At 61.9% G+C, this 17,097-nt stretch carries 14 protein-coding genes; 5 read left to right on the top strand and 9 right to left on the bottom strand.

Annotation, left to right across the window (positions count from 1 at the left end):
• The first annotated feature begins 6 nt into the window (after window positions 1-6).
• The gene (locus A4A58_RS01170; protein ID WP_068729047.1) at window positions 7-918 is read left to right on the top strand and encodes a flagellin; all 912 of its coding nucleotides are present in this window, start codon (window positions 7-9) and stop codon (window positions 916-918) included.
• Window positions 919-1,059: 141 nt separating this feature from the next.
• On the opposite strand, the gene A4A58_RS30680 is transcribed toward A4A58_RS01170, so the two are convergent.
• The 4 genes from A4A58_RS30680 to A4A58_RS31350 all read right to left on the bottom strand — a co-directional run bounded on the left by A4A58_RS30680 (window position 1,060) and on the right by A4A58_RS31350 (window position 6,562).
• Window positions 1,060-1,218 carry a hypothetical protein gene (locus A4A58_RS30680; protein ID WP_158005632.1) on the bottom strand — a complete coding sequence of 53 codons (159 nt, stop codon included), beginning with the start codon at window positions 1,216-1,218 and terminating at the stop codon, window positions 1,060-1,062.
• Window positions 1,215-4,373 (bottom strand): efflux RND transporter permease subunit, encoded by a 3,159-nt coding sequence (locus tag A4A58_RS01165; RefSeq protein ID WP_068729045.1) that lies wholly within the window; start codon window positions 4,371-4,373, stop codon window positions 1,215-1,217. Before A4A58_RS01165 ends, A4A58_RS30680 begins: the two co-directional genes overlap by 4 nt.
• Entirely contained in the window at window positions 4,370-5,614 is a 1,245-nt protein-coding gene (locus A4A58_RS01160; RefSeq protein WP_081421650.1) for an efflux RND transporter periplasmic adaptor subunit, read from the bottom strand. The genes A4A58_RS01165 and A4A58_RS01160 overlap by 4 nt, the downstream gene beginning before the upstream one ends.
• A gap of 72 nt (window positions 5,615-5,686) precedes the next feature.
• On the bottom strand, window positions 5,687-6,562 hold the full coding sequence (locus A4A58_RS31350) for an HdeD family acid-resistance protein (protein ID WP_244499618.1): 876 nt from the start codon (window positions 6,560-6,562) through the stop codon (window positions 5,687-5,689).
• A 56-nt stretch (window positions 6,563-6,618) separates the two neighbouring features.
• Here A4A58_RS31350 and A4A58_RS30675 point away from each other — a divergent pair, with 56 nt between their 5' ends.
• On the top strand, window positions 6,619-6,786 hold the full coding sequence (locus tag A4A58_RS30675) for a hypothetical protein (protein WP_158005631.1): 168 nt from the start codon (window positions 6,619-6,621) through the stop codon (window positions 6,784-6,786).
• An 8-nt stretch (window positions 6,787-6,794) separates the two neighbouring features.
• Here the strand turns inward: A4A58_RS30675 and A4A58_RS01140 are convergent, their stop codons facing one another.
• From A4A58_RS01140 to A4A58_RS01120, 5 genes are all read right to left on the bottom strand, one after another.
• Entirely contained in the window at window positions 6,795-8,513 is a 1,719-nt protein-coding gene (locus A4A58_RS01140; RefSeq protein WP_068729041.1) for a bifunctional protein-serine/threonine kinase/phosphatase, read from the bottom strand.
• A gap of 70 nt (window positions 8,514-8,583) precedes the next feature.
• Window positions 8,584-9,405, bottom strand: coding sequence for a formate/nitrite transporter family protein (locus A4A58_RS01135; protein WP_068729039.1), 822 nt, complete (start codon window positions 9,403-9,405; stop codon window positions 8,584-8,586).
• 47 nt (window positions 9,406-9,452) lie between these two features.
• Window positions 9,453-9,797, bottom strand: a complete 345-nt coding sequence (gene nirD, locus A4A58_RS01130) for a nitrite reductase small subunit NirD (protein ID WP_374725601.1) — start codon at window positions 9,795-9,797, stop codon at window positions 9,453-9,455.
• Window positions 9,798-9,799: 2 nt separating this feature from the next.
• Window positions 9,800-12,277, bottom strand: coding sequence for a nitrite reductase large subunit NirB (nirB, locus tag A4A58_RS01125; RefSeq protein ID WP_068729037.1), 2,478 nt, complete (start codon window positions 12,275-12,277; stop codon window positions 9,800-9,802).
• A 412-nt stretch (window positions 12,278-12,689) separates the two neighbouring features.
• A complete protein-coding gene (locus A4A58_RS01120) occupies window positions 12,690-14,240 on the bottom strand; it encodes a methyltransferase domain-containing protein (RefSeq protein ID WP_068729035.1) in 1,551 nt (516 codons plus the stop codon).
• Window positions 14,241-14,468: 228 nt separating this feature from the next.
• Here A4A58_RS01120 and A4A58_RS01115 point away from each other — a divergent pair, with 228 nt between their 5' ends.
• The 3 genes from A4A58_RS01115 to A4A58_RS01105 all read left to right on the top strand — a co-directional run bounded on the left by A4A58_RS01115 (window position 14,469) and on the right by A4A58_RS01105 (window position 17,052).
• Window positions 14,469-14,705, top strand: coding sequence for a ribbon-helix-helix domain-containing protein (locus tag A4A58_RS01115; RefSeq protein WP_068729033.1), 237 nt, complete (start codon window positions 14,469-14,471; stop codon window positions 14,703-14,705).
• Between the two features lie 94 nt (window positions 14,706-14,799).
• Window positions 14,800-16,056 (top strand): aminopeptidase, encoded by a 1,257-nt coding sequence (locus tag A4A58_RS01110; protein WP_068729031.1) that lies wholly within the window; start codon window positions 14,800-14,802, stop codon window positions 16,054-16,056.
• Between the two features lie 33 nt (window positions 16,057-16,089).
• Window positions 16,090-17,052, top strand: a complete 963-nt coding sequence (locus A4A58_RS01105; RefSeq protein ID WP_068729029.1) for a GlxA family transcriptional regulator — start codon at window positions 16,090-16,092, stop codon at window positions 17,050-17,052.
• Window positions 17,053-17,097 lie beyond the last annotated feature (45 nt).

Raw genomic sequence — 17,097 nt, 5'->3', positions numbered from 1 at the left:
GAACTGATGCAGATGCGCGTTGCCACCTTTGCGATCAATGATCAGATGATCGCATCCGCCTTGCGTACGCAAAGCACGATGGCCAATCAGCAGATCCAGGAAGCCTCGGGGCTCGTCTCGTCGGATTTCGGTGGGCTCGGGTCGTCGGCGCAACAGGTGCTCAATCTGCAGGTCTCGGTCACCCGCGCGCAGTCCTATATCGATGCGGCCACGCTGACCAATAGCAAGGTCCAGGTGATGTATTCGGCCGTCAATTCGGTATCCGATCTGGTCACCCAGTTCCGGACCCTGCTGACCAGTGCCTCGAGCGCGTCGAGCACCGACGCGGCCAGCGTCACCGAAACGGCTCGCAACATGCTTGAGCAGATGGCGTCGCTGCTCAACACTCAATACAACGGCGGCTATCTGTTCGGCGGCTCCGCCACCACGACCGCGCCGGTAGACCTCTCAAGCTCCGTCTATGCCGCAGCGTCGTCGCCGTCCACTGCTGATACCGGCTATTATCAGGGCGACAGCCAGCTTGCTGCCGTGCGCGTTTCGGACAATCAGACAGTCTCTTACGGCGTGACGGCGGACAATACTGCGTTCGAGCAGATCATGCGGGCGATGAATCTGGTGGCGAGCAATTCGCCGCTCTCGACCGACACGCTCAATGAGGCGCTCGATCTGGCGGTCGATTCGATCGACAAGCTTGGCGTGGTGCAGACGCGAATATCCAATGCATCGGCCTCGATCGAGCGGGCCAGCGCCTATCAGACCGATTATCAATCCTATGCCCAGACGCTCGGTAGCGATCTCACCAGTGTGGACGTTGCAGCGGTCACCGCCAAACTATCGACCTATCAGGCGCAGCTCACGGCATCCTACGCTGCGATTGCCAAGGTCCAGAGTCTGAATCTGGCGAGCTATCTGCGCTGATCGGACACGAGTGCGTGACCCTTGGATCAATAGAAGCTCTTAGCTTCACAGCCTTGCATTGTGTTTAACTTCCGGCACATTTTGTCGATCATCATCAGTCGCTCAGCTAAATTCTGTCGGCGCGTGATAGGCCGAACGCCTTCACCTGAGTTGCGCACCGACGCTGGTCGGGAGAATGAGTGGCAACTTGGCGACTTCAGCGACCGAGATACTGGTCTGATTTGCCGGCACGTGGGCGCTTTCGCGCGGCAGGACCACAGCGAGGAGGGCGATCAGCCGGCGTTTTCGATTGCCTGTCATGGCCTAGACCGTTCATCGACAGGCGGCGTCAGCTGATTGATTGATTTGGAAGCTCCCTTCACGCGTTCGCGCAAGCGCTGGAACGTCACGTAGAGCATCGGCACCATAAAGATCCCGATCGAACTTGCGGCGAGCATGCCGGCGAAGACGGCGGTACCGACAGCTCGGCGGCTCAGCTCAGCGGCACCGGTTGCAATCACGAGCGGCAAGAGACCAAGGATGAAGGCGGCCGAGGTCATCATGACCGCGCGGAAGCGCATATGTGCGCCCAGGATCGCAGCCTCGTTAAGCGCCACACCCGCTTCGCGTTGCTCCTTTGCAAATTCGACGATCAGGATGCCGTTCTTGGCGGCGAGCGCGATCAGGACCACGAGCCCGATCTGGCCGTAGAGATCGAGATTGAGGCCGGCGAACTTGATGCCGACATAGGAGCCGAACACGCCGACGATGACCGACAGCAGCACCGGGATAGGGATGATCGTACTCTCATAGAGTGCAACCAGGAATAAATAGGCGAACAGCACGGCAAGTGCGAGCACGATACCGGTCTGGCCGGCAGCCTGTTGCTCCTGATAGGCGGTGCCGGTCCAAGCGAAACTGTAGCCCGCAGGCAGCACCGCATTGGAGATGTCAGCCATCGCCGCAATCGCAGTGCCGGACGAGACACCGGGCGCCGGACTGCCATTCACCGTCACCGAGCGATAGTTGTTGTAGCGGGTGATCACCTGCGGTCCGGTGACGATCTTGATGCCAGCCAGAGACCGTATCGGCACCATCTGGCCGGTGTCGTTGCGCAGATAGATGCGCCAGATGTCCGAGATGTCGGCGCGGTCGAACGCTTCGCCCTGAACGTTGACCTGCCAGGTGCGGCCAAACCGGTTGAAGTTGTTGACGTAGATGCCGCCGAGCGTTGCCTGCAGGGCTGTGAAGATGTCGCTGATTGTCACTCCGAGCGCCTGTGCCTTGCGGCGGTCGATGTCGAGATAGATGGATGGATTGGTCGCAGTGAAGGTCGAAAAGACGCGTGCAAGCCGTGGATCGGCGTTGGCAGCACCGATCAGCGCGCCCGCGACGCTGGAGATCGCGGCTGGACTCTGTCCTTCCAGCGCCTGGAGCTGGTATTCGAACCCGCCGCTGGTGGAGAGCCCGATGATCGGCGGCAGGTTGAACGGCAGCACGTTGGCCTGTCGGATCTGCGCGCCGACCGCGAAGGTTTGTCGGATCAGCGCTAGCGCAGAATCTGTTGCTGCCTTGCGATCGGCAAACGGCTTCAGGCGCGTGACCACCAGCGCGCTGTTCGGTTCGGATGCGCCATCGAGCAAGGAAAAGCCGATGATGGCAAGGACGTGGTCGACAGCGGGCATCTGCTTCAGGATATCTTCGACCTGTCGGGTGACTTCGCTGGTTCGTGCCACCGACGCGCCATCCGGCAGTTGCACCGAGGTGAAGAAGGCGCCCTGGTCTTCCTCGGGGAGGAACCCCGTTGGCGTGATCAGCGACATGCCGAAGATGCTGGCGGCGAAGACGGCGACGAGCAGCAGGGAGAGGCCTGCCACGCGCACCAGCCGGCGTACGCCGCCACTGTAGCGATCGCGTAGCCAGTCGATACCGCCGAGGACGCGGCCCATGATGCCGCGCCGAGGGCCGGTGTGACGCAGGAACAGCGCGCACAATGCAGGCGACAGCGTCAGTGCATTCAGCGCCGAAATCATCATGGCGGCGCTGATCGTTACCGCAAACTGACGAAACAGTGTGCCGGAGATGCCGGGGATGAATGCGATTGGCACGAACACGGAGAGCAGCACCAGCGTGATCGCGATGATCGGCGCGGTGATCTGCGTCATGGCCTTTTTACTAGCCTCGGCCGGAGACAGATCAGGCTCTTCCTCCATAACGCGCTCGACGTTCTCCACGACGACAATGGCGTCGTCCACCACGATGCCGATGGCGAGCACCATTGCGAGCAGCGACACCGTATTCGCCGAATAGCCGAGGACGAGCAGGACGGCGAAGGTACCGATCAGGCTGACGGGAACGGCAACAGCTGGGATCACGGTGGCGCGGAGATTGCCGAGGAAGAGGTAGACGACAATCACGACCAGGACGAAGGCCTCGCCCAGCGTCCGCAACACCTCCGTGATCGTATCCCGCACAAAGCTCGTGGAGTCGTATTGCACGAGGTAGCTGAGCCCCGTTGGAAATCGCTTGGACAGGCGCTGCATCGTAGCCGCGACCGCCTGCGCGGTGGTCACGGCATTGGCACCTGGTGCCAGATAGATCGCGATCGGCACTGCCGCGCGCCCATCGATCCGCGCTTCGCTGTCGAGGTTTTGTGCGCCCATCTCGACACGGGCGACGTCCTTCACCAACAGTGACGAACCGTCCGGATTGGCGCGCAGTACGATATTGGCGAATTGATCGACGGTGGCGAGCCTACCCAGGGTCTGCACGTTGAACTGGAATTGCTGGTCGTCGCTGATCGGCCGCGCTCCGATGCGGCCGACCGGCGCCTGGACGCTTTGTGTGCGGATCGCGGCAATGACATCCGATGGCGTGAGATTGAGGCTGGTGAGCCGCTGCGTATCGAACCAGATCCGCATCGAATAGTTCATCTTGGCGAACAGATTCGCCTGGCCGACGCCCGGCGTACTCGCGATCGCATCGAGCACGTTGATGATGGCATAGTTGGTGATGAACCGCGGATCTTGTTGTCCGTCGGCGCTGTAGAGCACGAGGAATTGCAGGATCGATGAGGATCTCTTCTGTACCGTCAGCCCCTGCTGCTGCACTTCGGTCGGCAATTGCGACAGGGCGCTCTGCACGCGATTGTTGACATTGACGGTATTGATGTCGGGATTGGTGCCGAGCGCGAACGAAACCGTCAGTGTGTAGCTGCCGTCATTGGCGCTGGTCGATTTCATGTAGAGTGCGCGGTCGACGCCGATGACCTGCGCCTCCAGGGGCTGGGCAACACTGCTCTCAACGACCTCGGCGGAAGCGCCGGGGAAGGTACCGGCGACCGTGACCTGCGGCGGCACGATGTCCGGAAATTGCGCCACCGGGATCTGCATCAGCGCCAACGCGCCGGCGATGGTGATGATGAAGGCGATCACCATCGCAAGCCGCGGACGATCGATGAAGACGGCAGATATCATGGCTTGTTGTCCACCGGGTGCGTCTTGCTGGAGGCGCCGCGATCCGCTTGCGGAGTTGCGTCGCCGGCGGCGGCCTTCATACTCGACAGAATCTGCGGACTTGCCGGTCCCGGCGATACGGCCTGACCGGGACGAGCCCGCTGCAGGCCCTCGACGATCACCTTGTCGCCGACGGCAAGGCCGCTGATGACGGAGGCGACAGTTGGAGTCGATTGTCCGAGTTGAATACGGCGCTGCTCGGCCTTGTTGTCGGGACCGACCGCGAGAACGTAATCGCCCTGCTGGTCGGAAAGGACCGCCGAGCGCGGGATCGCCAGAACCTCGATCGGATGGACGCCTTCGAGCACGGCGGTGACGAATTCGCCGTCGGTCAGCTCATGAATGGTCACGCCTGCCACGGATGGAGCACGCAGGATCGGATTGACGATCTCGCCCCGCACGGTGATCGTGTCGGTGTTTTGCGCGATGGTATTGTCGACGAAATTCAGTTTGCCTGAGTAACCATACATGCGGCCATCGGGCAGTCTTAGCCTGATCACCACGGCTTCCAGGCCGCCTTGCGGCCCGTATCGTTCGCGCAGCTCCAGCCCCTGGCGCAGCGGCACCGGAAAGGTGACATGCATCGGGTCCTGGCTGACGATCGTGGTCAGCACGCCCGAGCTTGGACCGACGACGTTACCTTCCGTCACCGCTGTGCGTCCGATCTTGCCGTCGATCGGCGCGCTGATCATGGTGTAGTCGAGATTGATCCGGGACGCCTGGACCTGCGCTTCCGCGGCCTGGACTTGCGCTTCGAGGCTGCGCTGGTTTGCGACGGCCGCGTCGTAAGTCGACTGTTGCCCTGCTGGCCCGCCCAGCAGGGTGCGCGCGCGCTCGGTCGTCAGCCTGGCATTTTCGAGTGTTGCCTGGAGTTGCGCCACCTGCGCCTGCTTCGATGCGAGATCGGCTTCGAAGGGACCACGCTCGAGCTGATAGAGCTGATCGCCTTTCTTGATCTCGGCGCCCTCCTCGAACAGGCGCCGCTCCAGAAACGCGGTGACTCGAGCGACGACGTTGACCCGATTGATCGCCTCAATCCGCCCAAGGAATTCGCTGGTCTCGGTGATCGGTCGCCTGGTCGCTTCGATCACGCCAACCGCGGGCGGACCGGCCGGAGCTGGCTGGGTCAAGCCCGCTCCGCCGGTCGCGATCGTGACAAGGCTCGCCGCGAACAGTCTGAACGAGACCTTGGCAAGGTACATCTTGCACTCCTTGCCCCGAGTTCGGAAAACAACTGCTGGGCCAGTACTCTTCGAAGACCTGCTAGACCTCGCTCACTCTCGCGGAGGCCGATTGCTGCGCGCTGACTCGTCGTAACCCTTGCGATGGGTGTAGAATATGAGCGTGATCAGGCCGCACCCGGCCACGAGAACCAGTATGGCGGCAACTCCCACGATGATGTTGCCGTAGAGTGGCATTGATGGCGCCGCTCGCCATACCGATACGCAGTACCAGGTTGCCCCAACAAGAAGAGCTGCCAGCAGGGCGGCAAGAAGCCATCGGTTCTTGCTGCGCACGGTTTCCTCCATCACCTGGGTAAAGGCCGGCTGCGTGAGCAGCACGAGTCCGAAAGCGAGATAGAGCGCGCCGAGGATCATCTGCCAATGGATGCTGCCCCATCCCCTGGTCCAGAACGCATGCATGATCTCGAACGCGCCAGCTGCGATTGCTGTCAGCCCGATCAGTTTGACGCTGATGATGGTCGCGAACGCGACGTCGCGGAGTGCGAATATTCCGACGGCGATCATCACGATGCCGAGCAGCGCGCAAGCCCAGAGTGGAGGTGGACCGAGGGCCTCAATGCCGGACTGGCGATCGTAGACTGTCATGCCAGGCTCCTGATCTGCGTGATGATCGGCAGGCTTTGGATGGTATCTTCCGATCCGCAATGTCGATATCCGACGAAACCCTGACCGATGGGGCAGGAATGTCCCCATACATCCAACCGGGGTTGCGTTGATCGCGGCCGCGTCGCAGACGCAGAGACTGCTGTTGTTGATTTCTATGAAGTTCCTCGACGCCTCGCCCGCAAACGGCGACGTCTCTGCAGCGAGAGCTATAGAAATCTTCCAGAAATCCAAGAAATACACTGACGTTGCCTGCTGGATTGGAATACCCTGCAACCGCAGCGTGCGCTGTGCTTCACGCACGTTTGTCGATGAAACGTTGAGCTAAGTTCGACGAAAGACTTCGATAAGGGGGCGAGATGAACGAGACCCTTGCACACAAGTCCGGTCAGTTCGAAGGAGCAAGCGAGACCGATCTGCGCGCGATCCTGGACCGGGTCTCCGATTCCTACCTGACGGTGGACGCCGACTTCAGAATATCGGCGATGAATGCAGCGGCCGCGCATTGGGGCGGTCAGCCGGTCTAGCTACGCCATTAGCGCCTCGCCAGCAATACCACGACAGCTATGGCGAGCAGCAGCGACAGGCCCTTCCAGACCATGTTCGGATTGCGCTCCAGGAGCGGCACGGTCGGCGGATTGAGAAACTCCGCCTTCGGATTGCGCAGGTCGTAAACGTACTCGGAGAGTTCGTCGTAGCGCTTCGCCGGGTCAGGGTGCACGGCCTTACGCAACACGCCGTCGATCCATTCAGGGATATCGCTGGCGTCGTTGAGCAGCGATCGATAATGCAGCTTGCGGTGCTGTGCGGCCGTCGTCGCCTTCGCAACCTCCGCTCCGTAAGGCAGCGTCCCGGACAGCATCTGGTAGGTCAGAATTCCAAGCGCATAGAGATCGGAACTCGACGTGGCGCGCTTGCCGAGAAACAGCTCGGGTGCGGTGTATTGCGGCGTGCCGAGAATGTCGCTGTGCTTGCCGGGTGAATCAGCTTCGGCGACGCCGTTGACACGGGTCGAACCGAAATCGATGATCTTCACCGTGCCCGTCTTGTCGATCATGATGTTGTCTGGGCGGATATCCTGATGGATCATCTCCATTCGATGAAACGCCTGCAAGCCGCGCGCGATCTGCTCGGTGATGCCGCGCACGGTTTCCAGATCCGGCTTCGGATTGTCGAGCATCCACTGCTTCAGCGTCTGACCTTCGATGAATTCCGCGACGATGTAGAGGTAGTTGCGCTTGCGCAACTGTCGGCACGGCTTCAGCACATGCGCGCTGTCGATGCGCCGCGCCACCCATTCCTCGATCATGAACCGCTTGAGATAGACCGGGTCGTCGCGCAGATCGATTGACGGAATCTTGATGACAACCTGGTCGTCGCTCTCGATATCGACCGCGAGATAGATGTGGCTACGGCTGCTGCCGTGCAGTTCGCGTATGATCCTGTAGCCGTCGAACGCCGCGCGGGCTTCGAGCAGCGGCGGCAGCGGCAATTGCGACATCAGAATGTCGCTGGCCTCGCCGTCCGGCACCGCATCGATCCGCACGATCTGCACGGTGAGGTTGTCCGGGCTGTTCTGTGCATAGGCCTCGTCGACGATCAGCTTCGCGGCGGCGTCGAGATCGTCAGCGTGATCGGCGATCGCCGAAGTGATGAAGCGCGCCCCGACGAAATCATAGACTCCGTCGGTGGCGAGGACGTAGACATCGCCGGCATCGATCTGCAGCGCCTGATAGTCGATCTCGATTTGTGGGTTTACGCCAAGCGCGCGGGCGAGGTAGCTCTGCTCGGCTGAGATCACGACGCGGTGGTCGGTGGTGAGTTGCTCGAGTGCGCGGTCCGATACGCGATAGATGCGGGAATCGCCGACATGAAAGATGTGCGCTGCGCGTGCGCGTATCACCATTGCACTCAGTGTGCAGACATAGCCGCGATCCTTGTCGTAATGGTAGCGGCCGCGCTGCGTCTGAGATTGCAGCCATGAATTGGTCGCAGCGATGACGCGCTGCGCCGATGTCTTCACCGACCAGGATTCGGAGGTGCAGTAATAGTCGGTGAGAAACGACTTGACCGCAGATTCGCTGGCTTCGCCGCTGACTGCGCTGCTGCTGATGCCGTCGGCGATGACGACGGCAATGCCTTTGAGGCTCAACAGCGGCTCGGTGGGAATCAGGGCGCCGTGGAAGTCCTGATTGGTGTCCTTGCGGCCCTTGTCCGAATATTGGCCGACCGAGATCGTTAGTTCACGCGGCATGGGTCACGCACTAAGAGGACGCCCCAGCTGGAGAAGCCGAGGCGTCGTGTTGCGAGGATTGCGGATCAGCCTAGCGGGCGAGACTAGCAGTGCGCTTCGGAGCTGTCTTGATGTGTGTGGCATAAAGCGTCAGGCCGGTGAAGGTAAGACCGCCGATGAGGTTGCCGAGCACGGTCGGAATCTCGTTCCAGATGATGTAATCCATGATCGTGAACTTGCCGCCGAGCATCAGGCCGGCAGGGAACAGGAACATGTTGACGATCGAATGCTCGAACGTCATCGCGAAGAAGACCATGACCGGCATCCACATCGCGATGACTTTGCCGCTGACGGTCGTTGAGATCATCGCGCCGACCACGCCGGTTGAGACCATCCAGTTGCAGAGCATGCCGCGGATGAACAGCGTCAGCATGCCGGCTGCGCCATACTGCGCGTAGCCAAGCGTGCGGCCTTCGCCGATATGGCCGATCACCTGACCCACCTTGTCTGGGGGCGTCGAGAAACCGAAGGTGAACACGATCGACATCATGATGGCGACGACGATCGCGCCCATGAAATTGCCGACGAAGACGAGCCCCCAATTGCGCAGCACGCCGCCGACAGTGACGCCAGGGCGCTTGTCAAGCAACGCCAGAGGCGTCAGCACGAAGACGCCGGTGAGCAGGTCGAAGCCGAGCAGATAGAGCATGCAGAAACCGACCGGGAAGAGGATCGCGCCGATAATTGGATAGCCTGTTTGCACCGTGACGGTGACAGCGAATACAGCGGCGAGTGCCAGGATAGCGCCGGCCATGAAGGCGCGGATGATGGTGTCGCGCGTGGACATGAAGATCTTGGATTCTCCGGCATCCACCATCTTGGTCACGAATTCTGAAGGAACGAGATAGGCCATTACTTAAAAACTTTCTTTGGAGCGGGGTCGGTTGATGTGGCGTGCACCTATGGGGCGGCGGCGACGCTCATGTTGAGATAGATGCGGCCGTTCTCGAGTTTGACCGGAAAGCTGCGCGCGCAGCCTTTGTCAGCGCCCGAGGCTTCGCCATCATCGAGGTTGATGATCCAGTTGTGCAGCGGGCAGGCGACCTTGCGACCGTGCACGATGCCTTCGCTAAGTGGACCACCCTTGTGTGGGCAGCGATTTTCCAGCGCGAACACCTCGTCGCTGGCGGTGCGGAATACCGCGATCTCGCGCCGCGGAGTCTTCACCGTGCGCGCGCCGCGTTGCGGGATCGCGCGCAGTGGGCCGACGTCGAACCAGAAGTCGTTGGATGGGACCATTGTCATGTTCATTCTGCCGGGACGGCTATAATCGAGTTGAGTGTTGCGAGCGGCGTAAATTCATGCTGTTCGCGGCCGGCGGCGCGTTCGGCCCAGGGATCCCTACGGACCGCGCGCTGTGATTTTTCGAAACGCGCCAGCAGCGCGCGGCGGTTGTCGGCATCATCCATGATCGCCGCGCGTACCTTGTCGAGGCCGGCATTTTCGACCCACTTCCAGACGCGTTCGAGATAGCCCGCTTCCTCGCGGTACATCTGCATGAAGGCGGCGATGTATTCGATCGCCTCGTCCTCCGTATCGACATGGCCAAGCAGATCGGTCTGGCGGACATGCAGGCCTGCCGCACCGGCGATGTGGATGTCGTAGCCGGATTCGACGCAGATCACGCCGATATCCTTCACCGTGGATTCCGCGCAGTTGCGCGGGCAGCCGGAGACGCCGAGCTTCACCTTCGCAGGCGCCCATGAGCCACACATGAAGCGCTCGAGCTTGACGCCGAGACCGGTCGAGTCCTGCGTGCCGAAGCGGCACCATTCGGAGCCGACGCAGGTCTTCACCGTGCGCAGGCCCTTGGCATAGGCCGCGCCGGAGACGAGGCCCGCACTGTTGAGTTGCGCCCACACTGCGGGCAGGTCTTCCTTGCGCACGCCCAGCAGATCGATGCGTTGGCCGCCGGTGACTTTCACCGTCGGTATCTTGAAGCGGTCGGCGACGTCGGCGATGGCGCGCAATTCGTCAGGTGTAGTCAGGCCGCCCCACATGCGCGGCACAACGGAGAAGGTGCCGTCCTTCTGGATGTTGGCATGGACGCGCTCGTTGATGTAGCGCGACTGCGCATCGTCGGCATATTCGCCCGGCCACGCGCAGAGCAGGTAATAGTTCAGCGCCGGGCGGCAGGACGGACAGCCGCAAGAGGTTTTCCACGCCAGTTCCTGCATCACGGCGGGAACGGACTTCAACTCCTTCGAGAGAATGAAGCCACGGACTTCGCTATGGGTGAGGTCGGTGCATTTGCACATCGGCTTGCGGCCGGCGGCGGAGTAGTTGTCGCCAAGCGTGGCCGCGAGCAGCGATTCCACCTTCGCGGTGCACTGGCCGCAGGAGGCCGATGCCTTGGTGCGGGCGCGCACGTCATCGAGGGTGGTGAGGCCATTGGCGGTGATCGCCTGCGTGATCGCTCCCTTGCAGACGCCGTTGCAGCCGCAGATTTCGGCATCGTCCGGCAACGCTGCGACAGCAGCGACCGGATCGAGTGCAACGCCGCCCTGATAGGCCTGGCCGAGGATCAGCGCGTTGCGCATGGCGCCGATATCGACGTTCTTTTTGAGCAGGTCGAAATACCACGAGCCGTCGGCCGTATCGCCATAGAGCACCGCGCCGATGATGCGGTCGTCGCGCAAGACGACACGCTTGTAGATGCCGCGGGCAGGATCGCGTAGCACGATCTCATCCTTGACATCGCCTTCGGCGAAATCGCCAGCGGAGAACAGATCTACGCCGGTGACTTTCAGCTTGGTCGAGGTGGTCGACCCGATATAACCGTCCACGGTCTCGCCGGCGAGCGTCGCTGCGAGGGTCTTCGCCATGTCATACAGGGGCGCGACAAGGCCGTAGCACTGGCCGCGATGCTCGACGCACTCGCCGACCGCGTAGATGTGATCGTCGCTGGTTCGTAGATGGTCGTCCACGACGATGCCGCGCTTGACGTTGAGGTCGGCGAGCTTGGCGAGTGCGGTGTTCGGGCGGATGCCGACCGCCATCACGACGAGATCGGTCGGCAGGGTCCGACCATCGTCGAGCCGGACTGATTCGACGCATGTGTCACCGAGGATGGCTGCCGTGTTGGCTCCGGTCAGCACCTCGATGCCGCGCGCCTCGATCGCCTTTTGCAACAGATAAGCGGCATTGGGATCGAGTTGGCGCTCCATCAGTGTTGGCATCAGATGGACGACGGTCGTTGTCATGCCGCGCATGGCGAGGCCGGCTGCAGCCTCGAGGCCGAGCAAACCACCGCCGATGACGACAGCGTGGCCGCCCTTGCCGGCTGCATCGAGCATCAAGTTAACGTCGTCGAGATCGCGATAGGTGACGACGCCGGGCAGTTCCGCGCCGGGTACCGGAATGAGGATCGGCTTGGAGCCGGTTGCGATAATCAGCGTGTCATAAGCTTCGACCGCGCCGGACTGTGTGGTGACGGTTTTCGCAGCGCGATCGATCGCGACGACGAGTTCGCCGCGCCTGAGATCAACCTTGTTGGTCGCGTACCACTCATCGGTGTGGATCAGAATGTCGGCATATGCCTTCTCGCCGGAGAGCACCGGCGACAGCATGATGCGGTCATAATTAACACGCGGCTCCGCGCCGAAGACCACAACGTCGTAGCGCTCTGGCGCGCGCGCGAACAGCTCGTCCATGACGCGGCCGGCGGCCATGCCGTTGCCGAGGATGACGAGCTTCAGCTTCTTTGCATTCGGTTGATCGAGCATGTGCAAACCTGTTTGGACCGCTGCCGATCGGAAACAGGAACTCGCACACCAAGCCCGGTAGGGATGGAGTCACGATGACCGCTTCGCACCTGACAATCAGGAAGCGAGCTGTGTCCCTGCGCTTGAAACCAGCAGCGGTTTCAGCATCCGGCGGACGGCGGTCATCATTGACGTAGATATTATTAGCAAATGGCGTGCCAACGTACCTGTCGTCTAACATTCTGATTTTTCGACTATTTCTAAATGAGCTCGGCTGTCGCAGATCAGTCGTGCCGTTAAAACGAGCGGCGTTACTGATTTCCTAGGCAGGTGATTAAATCTTGTGCGGCGCGCTTCAGGTTCGAGATGGCTCCCGATCTGTGCAGACAACAGGTTCGACGGCCGACGCGCGCTTGGCGAAGATCTCGTCAATTTATTGGTGGTCTGTTGCGGTGGTGAGCTGGCCGTTCTCGGTGCTCGGCCGGCCACGGCGACGCAGCACATAGAGCGTACCGAGGGCAGGGCGCCCGGCTTCGAGGCGCAGTTCGGAATTCTCCTTGCGCAGGATCTCGAAGTTCGTCGCGGCGCAGGCTTCGAAATATGTCTCGCTATGTGCGAACCTGCCTGACGAGAGCAATGTGAAGTCGCCGTGATCCGCGCGCTCGATACTCGCTGCGAAGAGGCCGCCTGCAGGCAGCACGTGCGCAATCAGGCCGATGAGTTCGTCCAGCCGGCCGAGATAGATCAGAAGATCGGCAGCGAAGACGAGATCGAAGCTGCGCGGGCTGTCCGCGAGATAGGTCACGACATCGGCCTTGATAAGGTCGTGATAGGTGTTCCGCCGTGTCGCGATGGCGAGCATCTTCTCCGACAGGTCGATGCCGGTCAGCCGTGCGCCGAACCGCCCAAGCGGCTCTGCAGCCAGTCCCGTTCCGCAGCCGAGATCGAGGATGGTCGAAAGCGTTGGCTGGCATGATGCAACCATATCGGCGAGCTGCTGCGGCACCTTGTAGCCAAGAATGTCCACAAGCTTGCTGTCGAAGCCTGCGGCGAATTCGTCGAAGTGCGCTTCGACATAGGCTGCCGGTGCGCGATCATGTGTCTGTCCACCGACGGCATCCAGCAAGTAGCGCTGCACGGGATCGTCCGGCTGGCCTTCCAGTCGCAGATGTCCGACCGTGGCAGCGGCTTCATGCATGCCATAGGCGCTGAATAACGCGAATGCGGTGCGCAAGACCTCATCCAGCGATTCGGTCTCTTGTCCCGCAAGCGTCGGGTAGCGGGCGATGGCGCCGTGAACATCGCCGTCCAGCATCGAGGCAAAGGTACGCGCACGGGCGTAGAGACGCAGTGTCACGCCTTCCAGCGGCACAAAGCCGGTTGCGATTGCCAAGGCATCGGCGCTCTCGCCAAACCGGCCGGCCATGTAGAAGGCCTGTCCCAGGCAAAGATGCGTGACCGCGTCGATGCCGCCCCAGGACAGTGCGCGTTGCAGATGCACGATCGCTTGCTCGGGCCGTCGGGACCCGAGATACAGCACGCCCAGGCCGAGATGAGCGTCACCAAGCGAGGCATCGCCGGACAGAGCGCGCAGATAGGCCGCTTCAGCATCATCGATACGCTGTAGCCGGTAGGTGAGGCTCGCATATTGCAGCCATGTCGTCGCGTGGTCCGGATCGATGGCGAGCGCCTGTCGCGCACATGCTTCAGCCAGTTCGTCGCGCCCGCTCACCTGGTAGTCCGAAGCAAGCGCGCGCCACGCAGCAACATCCGTCGGCATCAACGCAAGTGCAGCACGAAGCGCGTCGATAGCCGTATCGCTCTGACCATGATTGCGGCTGATTGATGCAAACTGCCGTAGCGCCGAGCTTGCGCCGTCGGCCTGTTCGATGAGCAGTGCAAAAGCGGCGTGCTCGCGCATCCAGCGATCGATCTGATCGGCGACGTGTCGGGCGTCCGGAAGTGCGAGCGTAGTGGAATCCATCGAGTCAGTTAGGAAAGTCGAATCCGAAGTTGTGCGCTATGCTGCTTCTGCTCAATGCGCGCCGCGAAGGCAAGGCATCGACAGTTCCGTAGAGGTTGTGTCGTGATCGCGCGGTTGTGTGCGAGTACTCGTCTAAGGTCGGATGATCTGATCTGTTGCCGCAGGTTTCAATCCGTATAAGCTGCTCTCAAAAGAAAATGACCACTGGGCGGAAATGGAGGAGGCGCGGTGAAATCACCCGTCGTGAAACGATCAATCGTTGTTGCCGGACACAAGACGAGCGTCAGTCTTGAAGAGGCGTTCTGGACGGCGCTCAAGGAGATTGCCGGCATGCGCCGGATCACGATGTCGCAGCTCGTCGGCGAGATCGACAAGAACCGCCAGCAGAACAATCTCTCCTCCGCGATTCGTCTTTACGCGCTGGCCCATTACCGGGCCCTCGTCCCGCAGCCCGCGCTCACATAAGCGTTCGGCAGGCTTGCGGTTGACCGGCTGGCGGCAAGGCGCATCTGCGCCTACATTCGGGTCCAGCTACGTTCACACCAGTCAGGGCCTCTGCATGACCGTTCACCAGCGCAATTTGTCCACCCCTATCGATCCCGTGAAGCTCGACCGTCTGGCCGAAGTCGCCGTGAAAGTCGGGCTGCAACTGGCGCCGGGGCAGGATCTGCTGCTGACCGGCCCCGCTGCGGCGCTGCCGCTGGTACGCAAGATCGCTGAACATGCCTACAAGGCCGGCGCAGGCCTGGTGACGCCGTTTTTCTCCGATGAAGAGATGACGCTGGCGCGCTATCGCTACGGCCACGATGTGTCGTTCGATCGCGCCGCCGGCTGGCTCTATGAGGGCATGGCCAAGGCGCTCGGCAGCAACACCGCGCGCCTCGCCATCGTCGGCGACAATCCGATGCTGCTGTCCAACGAAGATCCCGCCAAGGTGTCGCGCGCCAGCAAGGCGAATTCCATCGCCTATCAGCCGGCGCTGCAGAAGATCGCCGGCTTCGACATCAACTGGAACATCATTGCCTATCCGACGCTCTCGTGGGCCAAGCAGGTGTTTCCCGGCGACGAGGACGATATCGCCGTGCAGAAGCTCGCGGATGCGATCTTCGCGGCGTCGCGGGTCGACAATGCCGGTCCCATCGCGGCATGGGCCAAGCACAATGCTGCGTTGCGTAGCCGCACCGAATGGCTGAACGCGCAGCGCTTCCACGCGCTGCACTTCACCGGACCGGGTACCGATCTCGTGGTCGGCCTCGCCGATGGCCACGAATGGGAAGGCGGCGCGTCGACAGCCAAGAACGGCATCATCTGCAATGCCAATATTCCGACCGAGGAAGTCTTCACCACGCCGCACGCTGCGCGGGTGAATGGCCATGTCCGCTCGACCAAGCCGCTATCCTATCAGGGCACGCTGATCGACGACATCGCGGTACGCTTCGAGGACGGCAAGATCGTCGAGGCCAAGGCCTCGCGCGGCGAGGAGGTGCTCAACAAGGTGCTCGACACCGACGAAGGCTCGCGCCGGCTCGGCGAAGTGGCGCTGGTGCCGCATTCGTCGCCGATCTCGGCGAGTGGCCTCTTGTTCTACAACACGCTGTTCGACGAGAACGCTGCCTGCCATATCGCGCTTGGCCAGTGCTATTCGAAGTGCTTCGTCAATGGCGGCGACCTCACGCCCGAGCAGATCGCGGCGCAGGGCGGCAACAAGAGCTTCATCCATATCGACTGGATGATCGGCTCCGGCGAGATCGACATCGACGGCGTCCACACCGACGGCCGTCGCGTGCCGGTGTTCCGCAAGGGCGAGTGGGCGTAACCTGACGTCATGGCTTGAACCGACGCGGATATCATGGCCCAGCCCCACCGCGTCGGCTTTCTCCTGATCGACGGCTTCGCGCTGATGTCCTTCGCATCGGCGGTCGAGCCGCTGCGCGCCGCCAATGTGCTGGCCGGCAAGAAACTGTATCAGTGGCTGCAGATCTCGACCGGCGCCGACGCGGTCCTGGCGTCGAACGGCCTGTCGGTGGCGTCCGATCACACCATTGCGGACAGCGTGCGCTATGACACGGTGCTGGTCTGCGCCGGCGGCAATCCCGCGGCGTTTGACGATGCGAAGACGCTGGCCTGGCTGCGACGCCTCGCGCGTTCGGGTTGCGCCATTGGCGGCGTCTCTGGTGGGCCTTTTATTCTCGCCAAAGCGGGCATTCTCAACGATGTCCGCTGCACGATCCATTGGGAACATCTCGATGCGTTCATCGAGGCCTTTCCCGAGATCGAGCCGACGCGCACTTTGTTCGAGATCGACGGCAGCCGGCTGACCTGCGCCGGCGGCGTCGCCGCGCTCGACATGATGCATGCCATCATCCGCCGCGATCACGGCCAGGCACTGGCAGCGAAAGTCAGTGACTGGTTTCTGCAAACCGCCGTGCGTCTCGGCGACGACAGCCAGCGCATTTCATTGCGCGAGCGCCTCGGCACCAGCAATCGCGCCGTGCTCTCGGCGATCACCGTGATGGAACGGCGTCTGGCCAGCCCTGCGCCGCGCGACGAGCTGGCGAAGGCGGCCGGTGTGTCCGTGCGCCAGCTCGAGCGGCTGTTCACCGCGCATCTCGGCGTAACCATCGAGCAGCATTACCTGACCCTGCGTCTCGCCAAGGCCCGCGCGCTGTTGCAGCAGACCAGCATGCCGGTGGTCGAGGTCTCGGCCGAATGCGGCTTCGCCAGCGCCAGCCATTTCGCACGGATGTATCGGCGGGCCTTCGATGTGCCACCGTCGCAGGACCGGATGTCGGGGACGACGAAGGCGCGCTGATTTCCCTCGCCCCGCTTGCGGGGAGTGGGTGGATCGAACACGCGA

The organism is Tardiphaga robiniae, from assembly GCF_001618955.1.
Classification (GTDB): domain Bacteria; phylum Pseudomonadota; class Alphaproteobacteria; order Rhizobiales; family Xanthobacteraceae; genus Tardiphaga; species Tardiphaga robiniae_A.
This window is presented reverse-complemented; position numbering and strand designations above follow the sequence as displayed.

Excerpts from the sequence above, each read along its gene's own strand:
- A4A58_RS01135 (WP_068729039.1), bottom strand. The coding sequence starts at position 9,405 with ATGGCCTATCTCGTTCCTTCAGAATTCGTGACCAAGATGGTGGATGCC.
- A4A58_RS01160 (WP_081421650.1), bottom strand. The coding sequence starts at position 5,614 with ATGTACCTTGCCAAGGTCTCGTTCAGACTGTTCGCGGCGAGCCTTGTC.
- A4A58_RS01110 (WP_068729031.1), top strand. The coding sequence starts at position 14,800 with ATGACCGTTCACCAGCGCAATTTGTCCACCCCTATCGATCCCGTGAAG.
- nirD (WP_374725601.1), bottom strand. The coding sequence starts at position 9,797 with ATGACAATGGTCCCATCCAACGACTTCTGGTTCGACGTCGGCCCACTG.
- A4A58_RS01165 (WP_068729045.1), bottom strand. The coding sequence starts at position 4,373 with ATGATATCTGCCGTCTTCATCGATCGTCCGCGGCTTGCGATGGTGATC.
- A4A58_RS30680 (WP_158005632.1), bottom strand. The coding sequence starts at position 1,218 with ATGACAGGCAATCGAAAACGCCGGCTGATCGCCCTCCTCGCTGTGGTC.
- A4A58_RS30675 (WP_158005631.1), top strand. The coding sequence starts at position 6,619 with ATGAACGAGACCCTTGCACACAAGTCCGGTCAGTTCGAAGGAGCAAGC.
- A4A58_RS01120 (WP_068729035.1), bottom strand. The coding sequence starts at position 14,240 with ATGGATTCCACTACGCTCGCACTTCCGGACGCCCGACACGTCGCCGAT.
- nirB (WP_068729037.1), bottom strand. The coding sequence starts at position 12,277 with ATGCTCGATCAACCGAATGCAAAGAAGCTGAAGCTCGTCATCCTCGGC.
- A4A58_RS01140 (WP_068729041.1), bottom strand. The coding sequence starts at position 8,513 with ATGCCGCGTGAACTAACGATCTCGGTCGGCCAATATTCGGACAAGGGC.
- A4A58_RS01170 (WP_068729047.1), top strand. The coding sequence starts at position 7 with ATGCAGATGCGCGTTGCCACCTTTGCGATCAATGATCAGATGATCGCA.
- A4A58_RS01105 (WP_068729029.1), top strand. The coding sequence starts at position 16,090 with ATGGCCCAGCCCCACCGCGTCGGCTTTCTCCTGATCGACGGCTTCGCG.